The sequence below is a fragment of the Hymenobacter cellulosilyticus genome (assembly GCF_022919215.1).
Classification (GTDB): domain Bacteria; phylum Bacteroidota; class Bacteroidia; order Cytophagales; family Hymenobacteraceae; genus Hymenobacter; species Hymenobacter cellulosilyticus.
Map to the genome: position 1 here is coordinate 4,657,251 of NZ_CP095046.1, position 18,209 is coordinate 4,675,459.

16 protein-coding genes are annotated in these 18,209 nt (G+C 59.3%); 13 read left to right on the forward strand and 3 right to left on the reverse strand.

What is annotated here, in order from left to right; genetic code table 11:
* Window positions 1-41: 41 nt before the first annotated feature.
* From MUN79_RS22980 to MUN79_RS23040, 13 genes are all read left to right on the forward strand, one after another.
* A complete protein-coding gene (locus MUN79_RS22980; RefSeq protein WP_244674858.1) occupies window positions 42-440 on the forward strand; it encodes a type III secretion system chaperone family protein in 399 nt (132 codons plus the stop codon).
* Window positions 441-459: 19 nt separating this feature from the next.
* Window positions 460-1,176 carry a PspA/IM30 family protein gene (locus MUN79_RS22985; protein WP_244674859.1) on the forward strand — a complete coding sequence of 239 codons (717 nt, stop codon included), beginning with the start codon at window positions 460-462 and terminating at the stop codon, window positions 1,174-1,176.
* 99 nt (window positions 1,177-1,275) lie between these two features.
* Window positions 1,276-1,902 carry a hypothetical protein gene (locus MUN79_RS22990; protein ID WP_244674860.1) on the forward strand — a complete coding sequence of 209 codons (627 nt, stop codon included), beginning with the start codon at window positions 1,276-1,278 and terminating at the stop codon, window positions 1,900-1,902.
* Between the two features lie 173 nt (window positions 1,903-2,075).
* Window positions 2,076-4,244, forward strand: coding sequence for a flotillin family protein (locus MUN79_RS22995; RefSeq protein ID WP_244674861.1), 2,169 nt, complete (start codon window positions 2,076-2,078; stop codon window positions 4,242-4,244).
* 204 nt (window positions 4,245-4,448) lie between these two features.
* The gene (locus tag MUN79_RS23000; RefSeq protein ID WP_244674862.1) at window positions 4,449-4,823 is read left to right on the forward strand and encodes a DUF3592 domain-containing protein; all 375 of its coding nucleotides are present in this window, start codon (window positions 4,449-4,451) and stop codon (window positions 4,821-4,823) included.
* A 45-nt stretch (window positions 4,824-4,868) separates the two neighbouring features.
* Entirely contained in the window at window positions 4,869-8,477 is a 3,609-nt protein-coding gene (locus tag MUN79_RS23005; RefSeq protein WP_244674863.1) for a DNA repair ATPase, read from the forward strand.
* The gene (locus MUN79_RS23010) at window positions 8,438-9,898 is read left to right on the forward strand and encodes an AAA family ATPase (protein ID WP_244674864.1); all 1,461 of its coding nucleotides are present in this window, start codon (window positions 8,438-8,440) and stop codon (window positions 9,896-9,898) included. Before MUN79_RS23005 ends, MUN79_RS23010 begins: the two co-directional genes overlap by 40 nt.
* Window positions 9,899-9,936: 38 nt before the next feature.
* Window positions 9,937-10,524, forward strand: coding sequence for a hypothetical protein (locus MUN79_RS23015; RefSeq protein WP_244674865.1), 588 nt, complete (start codon window positions 9,937-9,939; stop codon window positions 10,522-10,524).
* Between the two features lie 161 nt (window positions 10,525-10,685).
* Window positions 10,686-11,912 (forward strand): ATP-binding protein, encoded by a 1,227-nt coding sequence (locus tag MUN79_RS23020; RefSeq protein ID WP_244674866.1) that lies wholly within the window; start codon window positions 10,686-10,688, stop codon window positions 11,910-11,912.
* A gap of 395 nt (window positions 11,913-12,307) precedes the next feature.
* On the forward strand, window positions 12,308-12,574 hold the full coding sequence (locus tag MUN79_RS23025) for a helix-turn-helix domain-containing protein (RefSeq protein ID WP_244674867.1): 267 nt from the start codon (window positions 12,308-12,310) through the stop codon (window positions 12,572-12,574).
* A 16-nt stretch (window positions 12,575-12,590) separates the two neighbouring features.
* Window positions 12,591-12,944 (forward strand): hypothetical protein, encoded by a 354-nt coding sequence (locus MUN79_RS23030; RefSeq protein WP_244674868.1) that lies wholly within the window; start codon window positions 12,591-12,593, stop codon window positions 12,942-12,944.
* 87 nt (window positions 12,945-13,031) lie between these two features.
* Entirely contained in the window at window positions 13,032-13,451 is a 420-nt protein-coding gene (locus MUN79_RS23035) for a hypothetical protein (RefSeq protein ID WP_244674869.1), read from the forward strand.
* Window positions 13,452-13,637: 186 nt separating this feature from the next.
* Window positions 13,638-14,174, forward strand: a complete 537-nt coding sequence (locus MUN79_RS23040) for a pyridoxamine 5'-phosphate oxidase family protein (RefSeq protein ID WP_244674870.1) — start codon at window positions 13,638-13,640, stop codon at window positions 14,172-14,174.
* Between the two features lie 37 nt (window positions 14,175-14,211).
* Here MUN79_RS23040 and MUN79_RS23045 read toward each other — a convergent pair whose 3' ends face one another.
* The 3 genes from MUN79_RS23045 to MUN79_RS23055 form a co-directional block, all read right to left on the reverse strand.
* A complete protein-coding gene (locus MUN79_RS23045) occupies window positions 14,212-15,114 on the reverse strand; it encodes a helix-turn-helix domain-containing protein (RefSeq protein ID WP_244674871.1) in 903 nt (300 codons plus the stop codon).
* 111 nt (window positions 15,115-15,225) lie between these two features.
* Entirely contained in the window at window positions 15,226-16,047 is an 822-nt protein-coding gene (locus MUN79_RS23050; RefSeq protein ID WP_244674872.1) for an SDR family NAD(P)-dependent oxidoreductase, read from the reverse strand.
* A 933-nt stretch (window positions 16,048-16,980) separates the two neighbouring features.
* Entirely contained in the window at window positions 16,981-18,057 is a 1,077-nt protein-coding gene (locus tag MUN79_RS23055) for an OmpA family protein (protein WP_244674873.1), read from the reverse strand.
* Between the last annotated feature and the right edge of the window lie 152 nt (window positions 18,058-18,209).

Below are 18,209 nucleotides of genomic sequence, written 5' to 3' on the forward strand. Positions count from 1 at the left end.
TTTTCCTACCTTCTGCCTATTCTTTCACCTCAGTACTTTCTATGGCCGACGCCTACTTTACCAAAATCCAGCGCTACTTACTCGAACTCGACTTCGACATCCACTTCCAGGACCCGGCCACGAATATTCTGGTAGTGAGCCGCCCCGAGCTGGGCATTGAGCATCTGGTGCTGGGCTGCGGGGAGCCCCTGCTGATTATGGAGCAGCACCTGCTGGATTTGCCCGGCCCGAGCTGCGAGGTGTACCAGCGCCTGCTCCAGAAAAACCGCGACATTATCCACGGCGCCTTCGTGCTCGACGACTCGGGCCGCAAGGTCATCTTCCGCGACACGCTGCAGCTTGAGCACCTCGACCGGCCGGAACTGGAAGCCGTGTTCAACTCCCTGGCCCTGCTGCTGAGCGAATTCAGCGACGAGCTGATTGCCTTTTCGAAAGCTTAAACCCCGTAGCCCAACCGCCATGAACATTCTTAGCCGCCTCTTCAAAATCGGGCAGTCGGAAGCCCATTCCGCCGTCAACCAACTGGAAGACCCCATCAAAATGACCGAACAGGCCCTGCGCGACCTGCGCCAGGACCTCGACAAAAGCCTGCACGCCCTGGCCGAGGTGAAGGCCATGGTCATCCGGGCCCGCAACGAGGCTGAAGCGTTCCGCGCCAAGGCCATGGACTACGAAAACAAGGCTGTACTCCTGCTGCAGCGGGCCCATAAAGGGGATTTGGCCACAACTGAGGCCGACCGGCTAGCCAGTGAGGCCCTGCTGAAAAAGACGGAAAACGAGGCCCAGGCCACCCGCTCGGCCGCCGACCAGGAGAAGTTTGCGGCCTCGGCGGCTCAGCTCGATCAGAGCGTGCAGCAGCTCAAGCAAACCATCAGTCAGTGGGAGAATGAGCTCAAAACGCTCAAGGCCCGCGTCACGGTGAGCACCGCCACGAAGACCATCAACCAGCAGCTGGCCCAGATTGACTCCTCGGGCACGGTGAGCTTGCTGGAACGCATGAAGGAGCGGGTAGCAGCCGAAGAAGCCCTGGCCGAATCCTACGGGCAGATAGCCCAGGAAAGCCGCTCCGTCGACCAGGAAATCGACAAGGCCCTGCAACAGAGCAGCGCCGGGCAGGCCTCCGCCGACTTGCTGGCTCTCAAGGAAAAGCTGGGTTTGAGCTCCCGCCCCGAGTAGGCTAGCTTGCTGGTATGCACTAAAAATGGTCGAGGTTCCGGGCTACCGGGTGGGCCCGCGCGGCAATTTTCCTACCTTTAAGCTGCCCTAGCTATGCCTATGACCGAACTTCTACAAGCGGCGGTTTCTCCGCCTAATCTGCCGGCCACGGGCTTCCTTATTTTCGTGCTGCTGTACTGGCTCACGGTTATCATCGGGGTCCTCGATTTTAAGACGCTGGACCTGCACGGCACCCACGACCTGCCCCACGATGCCGACCTGAGCGTGTCCTGGCTCAACAACGCGCTGGCCTTTTTCAACCTGGGCCGGGTGCCGCTGATGGTGTTTCTGAGTTTCGTGGCCCTGCCGCTGTGGGTGGGCAGCATTCTGGTGAACTACTACACCCACAACACGTCCTGGCTGCTGGGCATCGTCTTTTGCCTGCCCCTGTTTATCGGCAGCCTGCTGGTGGCCAAAGTGCTGACCACACCGTTCGTGCACTTGTTTGCCACCTTCGAGAAAGATCAGGCCGGCGGCAGCAACCCCATCGGTAAAGTCTGCACGGTACTGCTGCCGGCCTCCCAAAGCCACCTGGGCCAGGCGATGGTGCGCACCAACGGCGACACGCTGGTGCTGAACGTGAAGGCCGCCTCCGCCACGGAGCTGCACAAAGGCGACACAGCCCTGGTCATCGACTACAGCGCCAGCAGCCGCTGCTACCTGATTGAGCCGTACGATGTCCGCTAACCCTGCCATGTATGATGCCTGAAAAAGAGCCCCGCCTGCCCTTCTGGCAACGCTGGCTGGGTAATTTCTGCGTGGTCTGTCTGGAATTCGTGTTGGAAACTCTCTTCGAATAACGGCAGCATTCTACCTCACTTTTTGCTTCTTCCACTGATTCTACTTCTACCCTACCCCTTATGATTGGTCAACTCTCTTTCGCCGTGCTGGTCGTGCTCGGTGTATTATTACTCGGCATCATCGCCATTGTGGTGCGCATGTACCAGAAGGCCGTGCAGGGCGAAGCCATGGTGCGCACCGGCCTGGGCGACACGAAAGTATCCTTCAGCGGCATCTTCGTCATTCCGGTGCTGCACAAGCTGGAGGTCATGGACATCACCCTCAAAAACATGGTCATTGCCCGGGCTGGCTCCGAGGGCTTGGTCTGCAAAGACAACCTGCGGGCCGACGTGAAGGTGAACTTCTTCGTGCGCGTCAACAAAACCCACGACGACGTGGTGCAGGTGGCCCAGAGCATCGGTTGCCGCCGCGCCTCCGACCCCACGGCCCTGGAAAACCTGTTCGACGCCAAGTTCTCGGAAGCCCTCAAAACGGTGGGCAAGCAGTTCGACTTCATCGAGCTGTATAACTCCCGGGAGCAGTTCAAGCAGGAAATTCTGCGCATCATCGGCACCGACCTGAACGGCTACGTGCTCGACGACTGCGCCATCGACTACCTGGAGCAAACCCCGCTCAACGCCCTGAACCAGGACAACATTCTCGATGCCGAGGGTATCAAGAAGATTGTGGCCCTTACTTCGGAGCAGAAGATTCAGGCCAACTCCATTGCCCGCGAGATGCAGAAAACCATCAAGAAGCAGGACGTGGAAGCCCAGGAAACCATTTTGCAGCTCGATAAGCAGCTCATTGAAAACCAGGAAAAGCAGAAGCGCGAAATTGCCAACATCAAGGCCCGGGAGCTGGCCGAAACCGAGAAGGTGATGCAGGAAGAGCGCCTCAAGTCGGAAAAGGCCCGCATTGCCACCGAGGAAGAAGTGGGCATAGCCCAGCAAAACCGCGACCGGCAGGTGCTGGTGGCCGAGCGCAACAAGCAGCGCACCGACGCGGTGGAAACTGAGCGCGTGGCTCAGGCCAAAGCCCTGGAAGCCAACGAGCGGGAGCGGATTGTGGCCCTGGCCCAGATTGAGAAAGAAAAAGCTCTGGAAGAAGAGAAAAAGAACATCCAGACCATTATCCGGGAGCGAATCGTGGTGGAAAAAGCCACGGTGCAGGAAGAAGAGAAAATCAAGGATACCCGCGCCCAGGCCCAGGCCGACCGCGAAAAGCTGGTGGCCATTACCGCCGCCAAGCAGCAGGCCGAAGCCGCCACGGTAGCCCTCGTGGGCAATGCCGACATGGAGCGGCAGGCCGCCGAGTTCCGCGCCAAGCAGGCCCTGATTGATGCCGAAGCCGAAAAAGCCTCCGCCGAATTTAAGGGGCAGGCCATCCGCACCCTGGCCGAAGCTGAAGCCAGCAAAGCCACCGCTGTCGGTCTAGCCGAAGCCCAGGTGATGCAGGCCAAGGCCACCGCCCGCCAGAAGGAAGGCGAAACTGAGGCCAACGTGCTCCAGCTTACCGCCGCCGCCGAAGCCCAGGCCATTCAGGCCAAAGCCGGCGCCCAGGCCGAAGCCGACGAGAAGCTGGGCCTGGTAGCCGCCAAAATCAACCGCGAAAAAGGCCTCGCCGACGCTGACATCATCCAGGCCCGCGCCGATGCCGACCAGAAGAAAGGCCTGGCTGAAGCCGCCGTATCGGAGCAGAAGTTTGCCGTGGAAGCTAAGGGCATCGAAGCCAAAGCCGACGCCATGAAAAAGCTCGACGGGGTGGGCAAAGACCACGAGGAGTTCAAGCTGCGCCTCGACAAGGACAAGTCGGTGGAGCTGGCCCAGATCAACATCCAGAAGGACATTGCCGCGAGTCAGGCCGAGGTAATTGGCGAGGCCCTAAAAGCTGCCAAAATCGACATCGTGGGCGGCGAAACCATGTTCTTCGACCAGATCATCGGCTCGATTACCAAGGGCAAGATGGTGGACCGCACCGTGCACAACTCGGAAGTGCTGGGCACCGTGAAAGACGCTTTCTTCTCCCTGGACGGGGGTGGCGACTTCAAAACCAACCTGCGCCGCTTCGTGGATCAGTTCGGCTTCTCGGCCGAGGAAATGAAGAACCTGAGCGTCTCGGCCCTGCTGCTGAAAATGATGCACAAAGCCGGCGACGACACCACCCGCAACACCATCACGGAGCTGGCCAGCACGGCCACGGCCCTGGGTATCGGGGATAAGCCGGCCCGGATGCTGGAGCTGAAGTAAGGGCGCCTCACCCCCTAGCCCCCTCTCCGAAAAGGAGAGGGGGAACTAGCTTTAGTTGTTGAAGCTAAGGCTAGTACTATTTTCTATCTACCTCTGAGAACTACAGCTAGAGCCCCCTCTCCTTTTTCATTCCGCGCATCAAGCGGCGTAGAGGTTGGGGTGAGGCGACTAGAACCTAGTTCCGAAACTCTAGCCACCTACTTTATGCAAGCACCCGATTCCACCACCTCTCCAACTACAACCCGGCAAATAATAAGCCTCGTCCTCGGGCTGGTTCTCGGTATTGCCTTCTTCGCGGGCGTCGTCTACTTCGTTAAAAAGGATAAGGCCGAAAAGCGGGCGTTGATTCTGAAGAATCCGGGGTACGCGACGGGCATCATCACCCGGGTGAGAACCCACAAGAGCCGGCGCGTAACCGTGCAGTATATCGTTGGCGGCGCAGAATATTCTCTCAGAACGAGGGTACCCAGAATCTTTTTGCGCACCCACGCAAAAGGCGATACTACCGCCGTCATCTATTCTAAAGCCAATCCAGCTAGTGCTATCCTGAAGGCCACGTTGAGGTCCTCAACCAAGTAATCAGCAGTTCTTTTCTCCTGGCAAGGGTTTGTGCCTTGCCCGCCTATGGAAGCTCAAGCTACCCAACTCGAAACCGGCACCTACGAAATCCTGCGCAACCGCCTGCTCAAAAGCAGCACCGACCTACGCCAGCGCCTGGACCTGCTCAATACCGAGCGTAAGCAGGTGTTCGGGGCCGTGGATACCCGCCTGCTAGGCACCGGCCGCATTACCACCGAAAACAACTGTGTGCCCTGGGACATGGTGCCGGTGGGGCAGCGGTTCATCTTCGGGTACAACGTAGTGCTGGGGCTGAAGGCGGAGCCGGATCTAGCCGACGTGTTTGGGGTGTACGAGTACGCCGAGCACGACTTCCGGCCGCTGGGCCTCGAGCTGCTGCAGAACCCGCAGTTTTTGGAGGAGTTTCGCAACCTGTACCGATACTACAAGAACACCCAGTTCGTGAAGTTCGCCGTCATCGGCGTGCACCTGTTCATGGTGTTTCGGGTGGGCAAGAGCGCCTCGGATGTGAAGACGTTTAAGTGGCTGATTCAGGGCGACACGCTGAGCTACATCGACAACCGTTCCGACCACGAGTACACCTTCCCGCCCCAGCACGAGTTCAGCTGGAAGCGCGCCACCCGCGACATGCAGCGCGGCGGCAAGCACCCCCACATCAGCATCGAGGACAAGGTGTTTGTGGAAACCGTGGGCGGCGACCTGACCATCAAAGTTGAGGATAACACCACTTCGGGCCACGGCATTCTGAGCGAGCCGGTCGACAACAAGGACCAGACCCTGGACGACTCGGAAATCTACTACGCGGTAGTCGGCAACCTGATTCTGCTCAAGATCCGGCCCTACCAGGAGCAGCAGTACCGCTACTTCATCTTCAACCACAAGCTCAAAACCGCCCAGCGCCTCGATGCCCTGGCCGACGCCTGCGTGCTGCTACCCGACGGCCAGGGCCTGATCTTTCCCCACGGCTTCTACCTACAAACCGGCGACAACAAGCTCTTCGATAACGGCCTGCGCGAGATGCTGTTTGAGAAGCGCGTCGTGTCGCCGAACGGGGAGGATTTTCTGTACGTGTTCTTCAACAAGGACCACGGCACCTACCTGCTGCTGAGCTACAACCGCATTGCCCAGCGCGTGGACAACCCCATTGTGTGCCACGGCTACGCCTTATTCGAGAACGGGGAGCTGTGTTACTTCCGGGCCGACGACGAGCCCAAGAAGCACCACGCCGTGCAGATCTGGCAAACGCCCTACACCGCCCCGGATTTCCAGTTGCCTGTCACCTCCGATTCCTACCTCTACAAGCTGGGAAACAAGGAAATCGTGCGGGCCATGAGCGAGGTGCAGGAAGTGCTGACGCTGACCGGCAAGGACGACTCTTACGCGGGCCTCTACCTCGACCTGATCCGCCAGACCACCGCCCTGACCGACGCCTACCACTGGCTGCGCGAGCCCGCGGCCCAGGCCCTGGCCGAGCCCCTGGGTGAAATCCGGCAGACGGCTACGGCGGCCGTGGAGGAGTTTGAGAAGGTGCAGAGCATCCGCAAGAACACGGCCCAGCAAACGGCCGCCGTGTTCCAGAAAGCCGACGAGCTGACCGGCCGCATCCGCCGTTCGGCGCCCGATACGGTCACGGAATTCGTGCAGTTGCTGGGCGAGCTGCGCGGGGTGCGGGGCGAGGTAATTTCGCTCAAAGAGCTGCGCTACGTGGAGCTGCCGGCCGTGGAAAAGCACGCCGCCGACCTGGAAGCCCTGAGCAAGGAAGTGGCCCTGCAAACGGTGGACTTTCTGCTCCGGCCCGATGCGCTGCTGCCTTATTCTCAGCGTGTGCAGGCTATTGCCGACGGCGTGGAGCAGGTGCAGAAAACCGTGGAGGCCGACCAGCGCGAGCAGGAAACGGCCGCCGTGGCCCAGGAGCTGGAGCTGCTCATTGAGGTGGTGAGCAACCTACCCATCCCCGACCCGACCCAGACCACGGCCATCATCGACAACATCTCGACCGTGTACGCCCGCTTCAACCAGATCCGGGCGGCCCTGAAGCGGCGGCGGCAGGCCCTGGCCGGCACCGAGGCCCAGGCCGAGTTTACGGCCCAGCTCAAGCTGCTGGAACAGGCCCTGACCAACTACCTCGACTTGGCCGACACGCCCGCCAAGTGCGACGAGTACCTGACCAAGCTCATGGTGCAGCTCGAAGAGCTGGAAGGCAAGTTTCCCGATTTCGACCAGTTTATCGAGCAGCTCACCACCCGCCGCGAGCAGGTAGTAGAAGCCTTCGAGTCGAAGAAAACGGCCCTGGTAGCGGCCCGTAACCAGCGCGCCACCGCCCTGCTGCAAAGCGCCGAGCGGCTACTGAAGGCCGTGCAAAGCCGCCTCACCCGCCTGGAATCGGTGGCGGACATCAACGGGTACTTTGCCGCCGACGTGATGGTGGAAAAGGTGCGCCAAATGGCCCAGGAGCTGATTAACCTCGGCGACTCGGTGAAGTCGGATGATGTGCTGAGCCGGCTGAAAACCCTGCGCGAGGACGCCGTGCGCCAGCTCCGCGACCGGGCCGACCTCTACGCCGACGGCGGCCAGACCCTCAAGTTCGGTCCCCACGCCTTCACCGTGAACACCCAGCCCCTGGAGCTGACCGTGGTGCTGCGCGACGGCGACCTGCACTACCACCTGACCGGCACCAACTTCTTTCAGAAGATAACCGACCCCGCCCTGCTGGCCTCCAAGCCCGTTTGGGAGCAAACCGTGCTGTCGGAAAACCAGGACGTGTACCGGGCCGAGTTTCTGGCCTGGCGCATTCTGCAGGCGGCCCAGCACCCCGCTCCTGCCAACCCCGAAGCGGGCCGGGCCGCTGTGCTGTCCGTACCCGAGCTAGGCCACCTCAGCCCCGCCGAGCTGCTAACCTATGTGCAGCAGTTTATGGCTGCGCGCTACCAGGAAGGCTACCTCAAAGGCGTGCACGACCACGACGCGGCCCTGCTGCTCACGGCCCTGGTGCGCCTCACCCGCACCGCCGACCTGCTCCGCTACCCGGCCGACACCCGCGCCGCGGCGGCCCTCTACTGGCTGCGCTTCGCCGACCCCGACCAGCGCGCCCACTGGGAGCGGCAGTTGCAGGGCATAGGGGTGCTGCTCCAGGTCTTCCCCGATTCGCAGGAGTTTGATGAGCTCAAAACCGAGCTGCAAACGGCCGTAGACCACTTCGCGGAGCAAACCGGACTGTTTACGCTAGGCCAGGTGGCAGAAGCCGGTGACTACCTTTTCCACGAGCTAACCCACACCGGCACCTTCATCATTGCCGCCGAAGCCGCCGAGCTCTACCAGCAGTTCCAGAAGCAGCTGCACGAGCGCCAGGCCACGGAGCTGTTTCAGCAGTCTATTGATCAGCTAAAAGACCAGCCGGTAGCGCAGTTCAATTTGGTGCGCCAGTGGGTGCAGGCGGTACAACCGAAGCGCCTCACCCCCCAGCCCCCTCTCCAAGGGGAGAGGGAGAGCCAGCCGTTAGCAAACGGTACTGGGCTAGCGCATACCTCAGTACAACATGCGCCCAACGAAAATCGTCAGGCTCCCTCCTCTCCCCTTGGAGAGGGGGCCGGGTTGGTGAGGCGCTTGAGTGCGCCGTGCTGTTGCTCACTCAGACCTACGACCCTGCCCGCGTAGTCCACACGCCTACTTTAGAAACCCTCGAAGGCTTCCAGGGTACACACCCCCGCCTCGCCGACGACCGAACTTACCAACTCAACTTCCCCGATTTCCGCCGCCGTCTACTGCACTACGACCGGGCCACGGTGGCCCAGTACGAGGCGTTTCAGGAGGTAAAGAAGCAGCTGCTGGGCCGGGCCGCCGAGGACATGCGCCTGGAAGATTTCCGGCCCCGCGTGCTCACGTCCTTCGTGCGCAACCGCCTCATCGACCAGGTCTACCTGCCCATCATCGGGGCCAACTTGGCCAAGCAGATCGGCACCGCCGGGGAAGGCAAGCGCACCGACCTGATGGGTTTGCTCCTGCTCATCTCCCCGCCCGGCTACGGCAAAACCACGCTCATGGAGTACGTGGCCAACCGGCTAGGTCTTATCTTCATGAAGATCAACGGGCCGGCCATCGGGCACGCCGTGACCAGCGTGGACCCCGCCCAGGCCCCCAACGCCGGGGCGCGGCAGGAGCTCGAAAAGCTGAACCTGGCCTTCGAGATGGGCGACAACGTGATGATTTACGTCGACGACATTCAGCACTGCAACCCCGAGTTTCTGCAGAAGTTTATCTCGCTCTGCGACGCCCAGCGCAAGATTGAGGGCGTCTACCAGGGCCGCCCCCGCACCTACGACTTCCGGGGCCGCAAGGTGTGCGTGGTCATGGCCGGCAACCCCTACACCGAAAGCGGCGACGTGTTCCAGCTGCCCGACATGCTGGCCAACCGCGCCGACATCTACAACCTGGGCGACATTCTGACGGCCGGCTCCGAAGACGCCTTCCGCCTCTCCTACCTCGAAAACGCCCTGACCAGCAACGCAGCCCTGGCGCGCCTGTCCACCCAAAGCCCCCAGGACGTGCCCGCCCTCATCCGCCTGGCCGAGACCGGGCAGCAGGACGGCCTCAGCTTCGAGGGCAACCACTCGCCCGAGGAGCTCAACGAGTACGTGGCCGTGCTGCAAAAGCTGCTGCGCCTGCGCGACGTGGTGGCCCGCGTGAATGCCGCCTACATTGCCAGCGCCGCCCAGGCCGATGCCTACCGCACCGAGCCGCCGTTCAAGCTGCAGGGCTCCTACCGCAACATGAACAAGCTGGCCGAGAAAGTGCGCCCCGTGATGAACGACCAGGAAATCGAGCAGCTCCTGGCCGCCCACTACGAAAGCGAAGCCCAAACCCTGACCAGCGCCACCGAAGCCAACCTGCTCAAGCTGCGCGAGCTGCTGGGCTGGCTCACCCCCGAGCAAGCCGCCCGCTGGCAGCAAATCAAGCAAACCTACCTCGACAACCTCCGCAACTCCGGCGCCGGCCAGCTCCTGCAGATGCTGGATAAGCTGGAAAACATTGCCGGTGGGTTGAGTGGGATTCGGGAGGCACTGAAGCGGGAGTACTAAGCTGTTATCTTGAGCTTTACAGGTAGTAAGTCAATCTGATGAAAAAATATATTCTACTGGCTTCTTTAGCTATTGGAGGGGTATCGCAAGCGTTGGGACAAACTGTGATTCAAGGCGACAGTATGTTTCTTGGACTTCAAATCAGGAAATCTTCCGTTGCGCAGGTTAAAGCCCAATTAGGGAACCGTTACCGGGCTGAGAAAATTGTGAGTGTCGGTACAGAAAAAACTCGTGATGGGCAATGCATTACCACCAAGCGGGTGACAGGCGTGTCCATGCATTTTCGGAAACAGGGCCTGATTTGCTTTGTCAATACGAACACCACGAAGTGGCGTCAGGGGTTAGCTCTGATCGAATTCGATTCTACAGCCAATGTATCGTCTGCCAAGGGCATACAGCCCGGTAAACATCGATTCAGCGACGTAATCGCGCAGTACGGGCCAATCGATTTTGACAAAAAAGATAATTCTCTACCAGCAGCACAAGAGATTTCCAACGATGGAGAACACTGGTATACTGTTTTGGTTTTCCCAACCATTCGCTTCATAAGTCCAGGAAAAAAGCAACCTGGGGAGAACTTACTACTAAGGCCGGTTACCGGTATTTGGTTGGAGAATCAATACTAGTGACACCTGCGAGCCCCTTACTAAATTCTGCTGCCACTCCGGCACCGGCCAGCTCCTGCAAATGCTCGATAAGTTGGAGGACATTGCCGGGGGTTGAGCGGGATTCGGGAGGCGTTGAAGCGGGAGTAAATAGGCTTTAACTTATAATCATTAGTTCTGCTATGATCAATATATATGATGCTGATTGGCTCGCTGACTTCTTTCATCTAAATCAGCAAGGACGCTTGATTCGCCGCGAATCAGTTACTACCGAGTTTAAGCGTGAGTTTGACTGGGCTAGCAAAGAAAGTCGGTCTAAGTATGCTAAATCAATGGCTGCATTCGCTAATAACAGAGGCGGATGCCTAGTATTTGGGATTAAGAATGCCCCTCATGAGGTAGTGGGCATATCTAACTTCATGGCTATTGACGATGCAGTAATTACCACTTTTCTCAATGAACTGTTCACACCTTATATTGAGTTTGAGCGCACGGAGCATGAAGTAGATGGTAAAACTATAGGTATAATCTGGGTCAAGGAAAACCAGACCAAACCAGTCGTTTGCATTAAGGATTCAGCAGTCACGTTCGGTTCTGATATTTATTTCCGATATGGCGCGAAGTCAGAAAAGATAAAAGCTGGTGACTTAGTCAATATCATCAACCAAGTAAGGGAAGACGAAACTCGTAAATGGCGAAATATTTTTGAAAAATGTGCTACAATTGGAGTTGATAATATTGGATTTTTGAATAAGAAGACTGGTGAGATAAAATCAAACGCTAATACATTTATTCTTGACGAAGCCTTACTAAATCAGATTCAAATTGTAGATAAGTATTCAGAGAAGACAGAAGGATCCCCGGCCTTACGCATAATTGGCGAGATACCAGAAGTAGCACGGGTTATTACACGTGCCAAGCCATTGTATGAGGAAGACTTAATCAAAGCATTTAGCACTGGACATCTGGAGGCTACTCCTCAGGATTATATTAGGGCTATTGTGCATGGTAACACGGTTAATGTTCCTGTTTATTTTCTCTTTCACGCTATGCAACTTAACATTCATCAGTCTATTGATTTTGTAAGCAATTTAGCTACTACTCACCGCCAAAAAGACAACCTATTAAAAAGACTGCGCGACATACTGGACATGAATAAAAAGCATGCAATTCATACACTAGGTGGTACTCCTCATGCTGAAAAGCGCAAAGAGTATTTCGAGTTAATAGTAAGTTCTCAATCTGTAGAAATAACAAATGTCGAAGAAGCAGCAAGAGTATCAGAGAGTCTATACTCGCTAAGGGGCGATATTTACTCGCATGCACATTGCCTTCCTATTTTAGACAAGCTCCGCAGCTATTCTTCGGAAATGAAGCAAGGTCAACGCTATACTTTTCGGGGGCACTGACCTATCTGGATGCGTTGCACTTCCGGTCTCAAATTGACTCTACCTATACCTGTCTTTCCTAATTGGGGGCAGGAATTTGTGCCTCCCACAGTCGCTCGGCTGTGCCGAGTGACGCCTACGCCGGAGCGGCTATGCCGCGAGTGCCCCCTCCATTCGGGCGCACCTCAACGAACCAGCGGCGGGGCCTAATTCGCAGCAGAGCTGCTCAAGCGTATTAGTCACCCGGCACAGCCGAGCGACTGTGGCGCGACTGAATCTTTTCAGCCGCCAGGCGCGGGCGGTTCTCGTGTGGAGAATTTCTAATTTTTAGGAAAATTCTCCACACGATCAGTGCGTAAAATGTGGAGAATTTTTACAGATTACAAAAATTCTCCACACCATTTTGCTTTCCGCGTATGGCCCGCCATCCTGCTGCTTCTGATTCCGTACTGCGCCGGGTGCGGACCTGGTTTGAACTGAGTCTCGCTGACTTGTCCTTATACCTGGGTGTGAGCCAATCCTTGCTGCAAGCCATTGAGGCCGGGCAGCGTGGCCTCACCCTGCCCGTGCGCGTAGCCCTGCTGCCGCTGCGGCTTCAGCTGCCCCGCCCGAGGTGCCGGCTGCTCCGGCCGCCGACGCCCCGCTGCCCCCGGCTACGCCCGCGCCCGACGCAGCCGACCTGAACTTGCGGCGGCGGGAGTGCCTGCGCCGGGCCCAGGGGCTGCTCGCCCAGGCCGAGAAGCTGGCGCGGCGGGCCCACGTCGCGGCCCGCTCGGCGGTGGCCCTGCCGGCCCTGCTCCCCCCGACCCCGACGCGCCGGCCCCGCAGGAGGCCCCCGCTACTCCGGCCAAGCAGGCGCTGGCGGCGGCCCTGGAACAAGCCGCCGACCCCGCCGACCCCACTTTTGCCCTCGACCATGCCCGGTGGCTGCGGGGCTGGCTGCACCGCCGCGCCCGCCCCCTCACCGCGCAGGAGGCTACCCGCCTGCACCGTCTGCGCGCCCAGGCTGCTGGGCTCTTGGCCGAGGCCGAGGCACTGGCCACTTTTTTATAGCCCCACCCTTGTAAATCTGATAGTTACCCTCATATATTCAAACAGTCTATTATTTCACTTTTCTCACTCTTTTTATCCTTCATTACCATGAATCCCGATTACAGTTTGCTCACCACCTGGGCTCAGTGCGACGCGGCTACCGCCGACGTGACCTTCGAGCTCAAAACCTTCACCCACGCCGACTCCGGCCTGGATTTGGCCGACGACCGGGCCGCCCGCAGCCAGGCCAGCGCCGCCGCGGCCCTGGCCAAGAAAGACAAGGAAATAGCGGCCGCCGAGCGCGATGCCGCGGCCCCCGGCCTCACGCCCGAGGAGCAGGAGGATGCCAACGACGCCCTGGATCTGTTGCGCCTCCAGCGCAAAAAGATTGTCAAGAACAACCGCGCCAACGTCGGCACCGAACGATTTTTGGGCACCGTGGATGCGGGGCAGGTACAAACTCAGGTTGATTTCCTGAACAAGGTGCTGGCCGGTATTGCAGCCCACCGGGACACGCTCAGCGCCTAAGCGGTTCCGGCCCCGGTACGGAGCCGGCAGCATAGCTTCCCGAACGACCCTGGCCCGTAAGGCCAGGGTCGTTTTTTTGTGGCTGCCCTGCGGCCCCCGTAGCCCATGAGCAGCACCTTTTACCCGAAATGGTCTTGGCACCAACCCGCGCCGGCCCTACCTTGCCCTCCCGCTAACTCCTCTCTCATGGGCAAGCAATACCCCGCCATCAGCGCCGACACTCAGGCCTTTATCGAGCGGCAGCACGTGTTCTTCGTGGGCACGGCCGCCGCGGATGGGCGCGTCAATATCTCGCCCAAGGGGCAGGATACGTTGCGCGTGCTGGGCCCCAACCGCGTGGCCTGGCTGAACCTGACCGGCAGCGGCAACGAAACCGCCGCCCACTTGCTGGAAGTAAACCGCATCACGCTGATGTGGTGCGCCTTTGAGGGCCCGCCCAACATCCTGCGCCTCTACGGCACGGCTGCCATCTACCACCCGCGCGACGCGGAGTGGACCGAGCTGCTGCCCCTGTTTCCGTCCCTGCCCGGCGCCCGGCAGATTCTGGTGGTCGACGTGGATCTGGTGCAGACGTCCTGCGGCATGGCCGTGCCCTTCCTCGACTACCGGGCCGAGCGCGACGAGCTGAACGACTACATGGAACAGCGCGGCCCCGAGCAGGTAGAGCAGTACTGGCACAACCGCAACACCCGCAGCATCGACGGCAAGCCCACTGGTATCTGAGTTGGGCCCAGAGCTGCGCGGGCTACTGCCGCAAAAGCTAGTTCAGAAACCGGGCCCGGTACTCACGCGGGGTCAGGCCGATTTCTTTCTTGAAAAGGCGGGAGAAGTAGGTCGGGTTGTCGAAGCCGAGCTGGTAGGCCGTTTGGGCAATGGTATTGTCGGTGCCCAGCAGCAGGTTTTTGGCCTCGCCCAGCAGAAATGAGTGAATATGGTCGAGGGCGGTGTGGCCGGTTTCCTGCTTGAGCAAATCGGTGAGGTAGCGCGGGGAAGTGTGCAGCTGCCCGGCCAGGTACTTCACCGTGGGCAGGCCCTGGGTTTGCAGCTGACCTTGCTCGAAATACGCGGTGAGCAAAGCTGTAAAACGGGCCACCACGGGGCCCGACAGCGCCGCGCTCCGGTTCAGGAACTGCCGCTTGTAAAACCGCTGGGAGTACTTCAGCAGCGCGTCGAGGTGGGTCAGGATAATGCCGCGGCTGTACTCGTCCGGATTGTTGCCGTACTCGAACTCCATCTGCCGGAACAGCTCCCACATGATGTGCTCCTCGCGCGGGGCCACGTGCAGGGCCTCGTTGGCCTCGTACTCGAAGAAGCCATACTTGCGGATATCCGCGTGCAGGGCGTGGCCCAGCAGATAGTCTTCGTGGAGAAAGATCAGAAAGGAGTTTTCGGTCAGCTCGGCGTGGGTGAGCTCCACCAGCTGCCCGGGCTTGACAAACGAGAGGGACCCGCCTTCGTGGTCGTAGCGGGTGCGGCCGTAGCGAAACTCCCCGGCGCTGATTTTCTTCAGGCTGATCATGTAAAAATCGGCCGTCAGGGGCTTGTCGCCCAGGGTGCAGGGCGCCAGCATCTGGCAGGTGAGCAGGCTGAGCAGCGGGTGTGCGGGCGGCGGGCTCCCAATGGCACGGTGGAAGGCGCTGATGCTCTCGTAGTGCGGCGTCATGGCGCGGAGCAGGCTAGTAACAACAGGTAAGATAGAACAGGAAAGTCTCACAACCGCCCCGGCTGAACTTGCCGCGGCTGGGGCGGTTGTAAAACGGTAATTTCCGAGAGCTTAGCCGTGGGCGGCCTCGGCTACGGGCTGCCACTGCTGCCAGGAAGCCAGCCGCTCGTGGTAGGCCTGCTCAACCCAGGGGTAGGCGGCCCGGCCCATAAACAGGCGCAGGGGCGGGTTGTCGGAATCAATTAGCTGCTGGATAATGGGCACCGTGGCCTCGGGGCTGCCGTAGTTGGCCGGGTCGAAAGCCGGCAGGGCCCACAGGCTGGCCTTTATCTGGTCGTAAGCGGCCAGGGTGGGGCTTTGCACGGCCGACGAGCCCCCGAAGTCGGTCTTGAACACGTTGGGCTCCACCAACGTCACCCGGATGCCGAAGCCCGCTACCTCCCGGGCCAGGGCCTCACTCAGGCCTTCCACGGCAAACTTGGTGGCGCTGTAAATACCCATGGCCGGGGCGCTGACCATGCCCAGCACGCTGGAAAGCTGAATAATGTGCCCCTGGCCCTGGGCCCGCAGAATGGGCAAAGCGGCCTGGGTAACCCAGAGCGTGCCGAGCAGGTTCGCGTCAAGGGCGTCGCGCACGTCTTGCTCGCCAACTTCCTCCACGGCCCCGATCAGCCCGTAGCCGGCGTTGTTGATGACCACGTCGAGGCGGCCGAAATGCGCGTGGGCTTGCCCGATGGCGTGCTGGCACTGGGCGCGGTTGGTGATGTCGAGGGCCAGGGGCAGGAAGGTGGCGCCGTAAGCATCGGCCAGGTCCTGGAGCCCGGCCACGTTGCGGGAAGTAGCTACCACGTTGTCGCCGCGCCGAAGGAAAGCGGCGGCCCAGAGTTTCCCGAATCCACGGGAAGCGCCGGTAATAAAGATGGTCTTGGCCATGCTGGTGTAGGGGAAAAGTGATAGGGCAAAATTCCGCTAAACGCCTAGCCCCGCACGGATACAAAAGGCGGAAAGTATGGAACAGATTAACGGCGGCGCGTTACAAGCTCGGCTCCGGCTTCGCCTCCTGGGTACTGTAAAAACCAAAAAGCAGGCCCCGACCAGCTGCTGCTGACCAGGGCCTGATTCGTTATTCGATGCCCTGTCGGTGGTTGTACCCCGCTAGCTTATGCCTTGTCCTTACCCAAATCTTCCGAATAGCCAGGAGTTCAGGAAACTCATTGCCCATCTGAGTTTCCTGAACTTTGAAAAGTGAACCAGTTTCTTGAACTCAATCTGGTCCGCAGCATCACTTAGCTATGCTAGCAGACGTGCATAGGCAGCAGTTCAAGAAAAGGAGCATTACTTTGGCTCAGACTCTGTTTTGTCGCTGCACTCGCCTCCCTTCTTGTTCCGCTGTACTAACTAGCCCCGCTCATGCGACCGTTTTTTCTCCTAGGTGATATCACGGGTTCTCTTGCGGTGTTGGGGCTCGCAGCGTTAGTCATCGGCGGACTTCTCCTGTTTGGCGGAATACGGCTTCAACCGACGAGCGCCTCGGCGGCAGGGAGCAAAGGCATTGGGTGCGTGGCAGTCCTCGGGTGGGTGGCTATGGCCTTTGGAATGCTGATAGCGCTGATTGCTCTAGCCTTTCTTTTTGACGTTTGGGACAGCCAGCCGGAGCACGTTGCGAAACGCCAAATGGAAGAAATGGAAGCGTCCCGTCAAGACACAAGTGGGAAGGCCGGAGCCCGCCAATCCCAGCAAGAACTCAATCGGTTTGAGCAATCCTTTGAACAACGAATCCCCTCCTTGGCCGATAGCTCCGAACACCGCTGGTAGTTCACAATAACGGTCCAATAATATGAGGAGAGAATTTCAAAGTGACCTGCGTTAGAGTTTGACCAACTCGACGCGGCGGTTTTTGGCTTTGCCCACTTCGGTGGTGTTGTCAGTCAGGGGCTTCGTTTGGCCAAACCCGGCGGCTTGCAGGCGCGCGGGCGCGATGCCCTGGGCCGTTAGGGTAGCTACCACGGTGCGGGCGCGCGCCTCCGACAGCTCTTGGTTGTGCGCAGGGGTACCCGCGTCGTCGGTGTGGCCCTGCACGGCCAGCTTGAGGTCGGGATTTTGGCTCAGCAGGCTGATGATCTGTGCAATGATAGCCTGAGCATCGGGCTTAAGGGTGGCTTGGTCGGTGTCGAAGTTGAGGTAGAGGGCCACGTGGCCATTAATGTCAAGGGCTTTTTTCATTTCGGCAGCGGGCAGCACGGTGGCTTCCATGGGCATAACCTTTTTTTCCACCACCGTTAGCCAGTAGTTTTCCGGGTCACTGGAGTAGGTTTTGTATACCTCCACCCACACTTCTTTGTCGGGAGTACGCAGCAGGTAAACGCCCGATTTTTCCTGGTCAGTCATGCCGTAGCGGCTCCGGTGTCGCGGATCTTCGTACTTGAGTTTGAGTTCCTTCATTTTCTGACCCGAACCTTCGAATACGGTCACGCCACCCAGATCACGCACCAGCTTCTCGTAGGTCTTCTGGGCCTGGAAGAACGAGGCCGTCTTGCCCAGGGCGCTAACCGTGCGCAAGCGGCCTTCCACTGGAATCAGTTTTGCCCCGTCGAAAAACTCGTACCGGTCGAAGTTGGTGTCCTTGTTGAACTCGCGGGCTGAGTTACCGGGGGCCGTTTTCTCGTCCATTTTCACGTAGCCGTCCAGCAGGCTGAAATAAGGAAAAGCCCCGAGTGTGGGCGTAGCAATTGGCGCCGTGGCAGGGTCGAACCCAACCGAATTTGAGGGAGTCGACGCACTGGTGGCGGGAGCCGTAGCTGCAGCCGGTACGGTCGCAACGGCCGCTACCGCAGGAGCAGGCGCGGGCACTGCCGCAGTAGCCGGCTTGGTATCCGAGGAACAAGCGGTGCCCAGTAGCAGAGATGCACAGGCCGCGGCAAGGGAACGATGAAGAGTAGACATGATGTGAAACATAAATCTGGTAGCACAGATAGGAAGAAGCAAAGAGGGCTTGGCCAGCGCCCTAGGCCGGCACCACGACCGTCAGGCTGGATTCGGCCAGCTTGCGGGCCTGTGAAGTTTAAACCAAGGGGAAGGTGCCCTTCCTGGCAAAA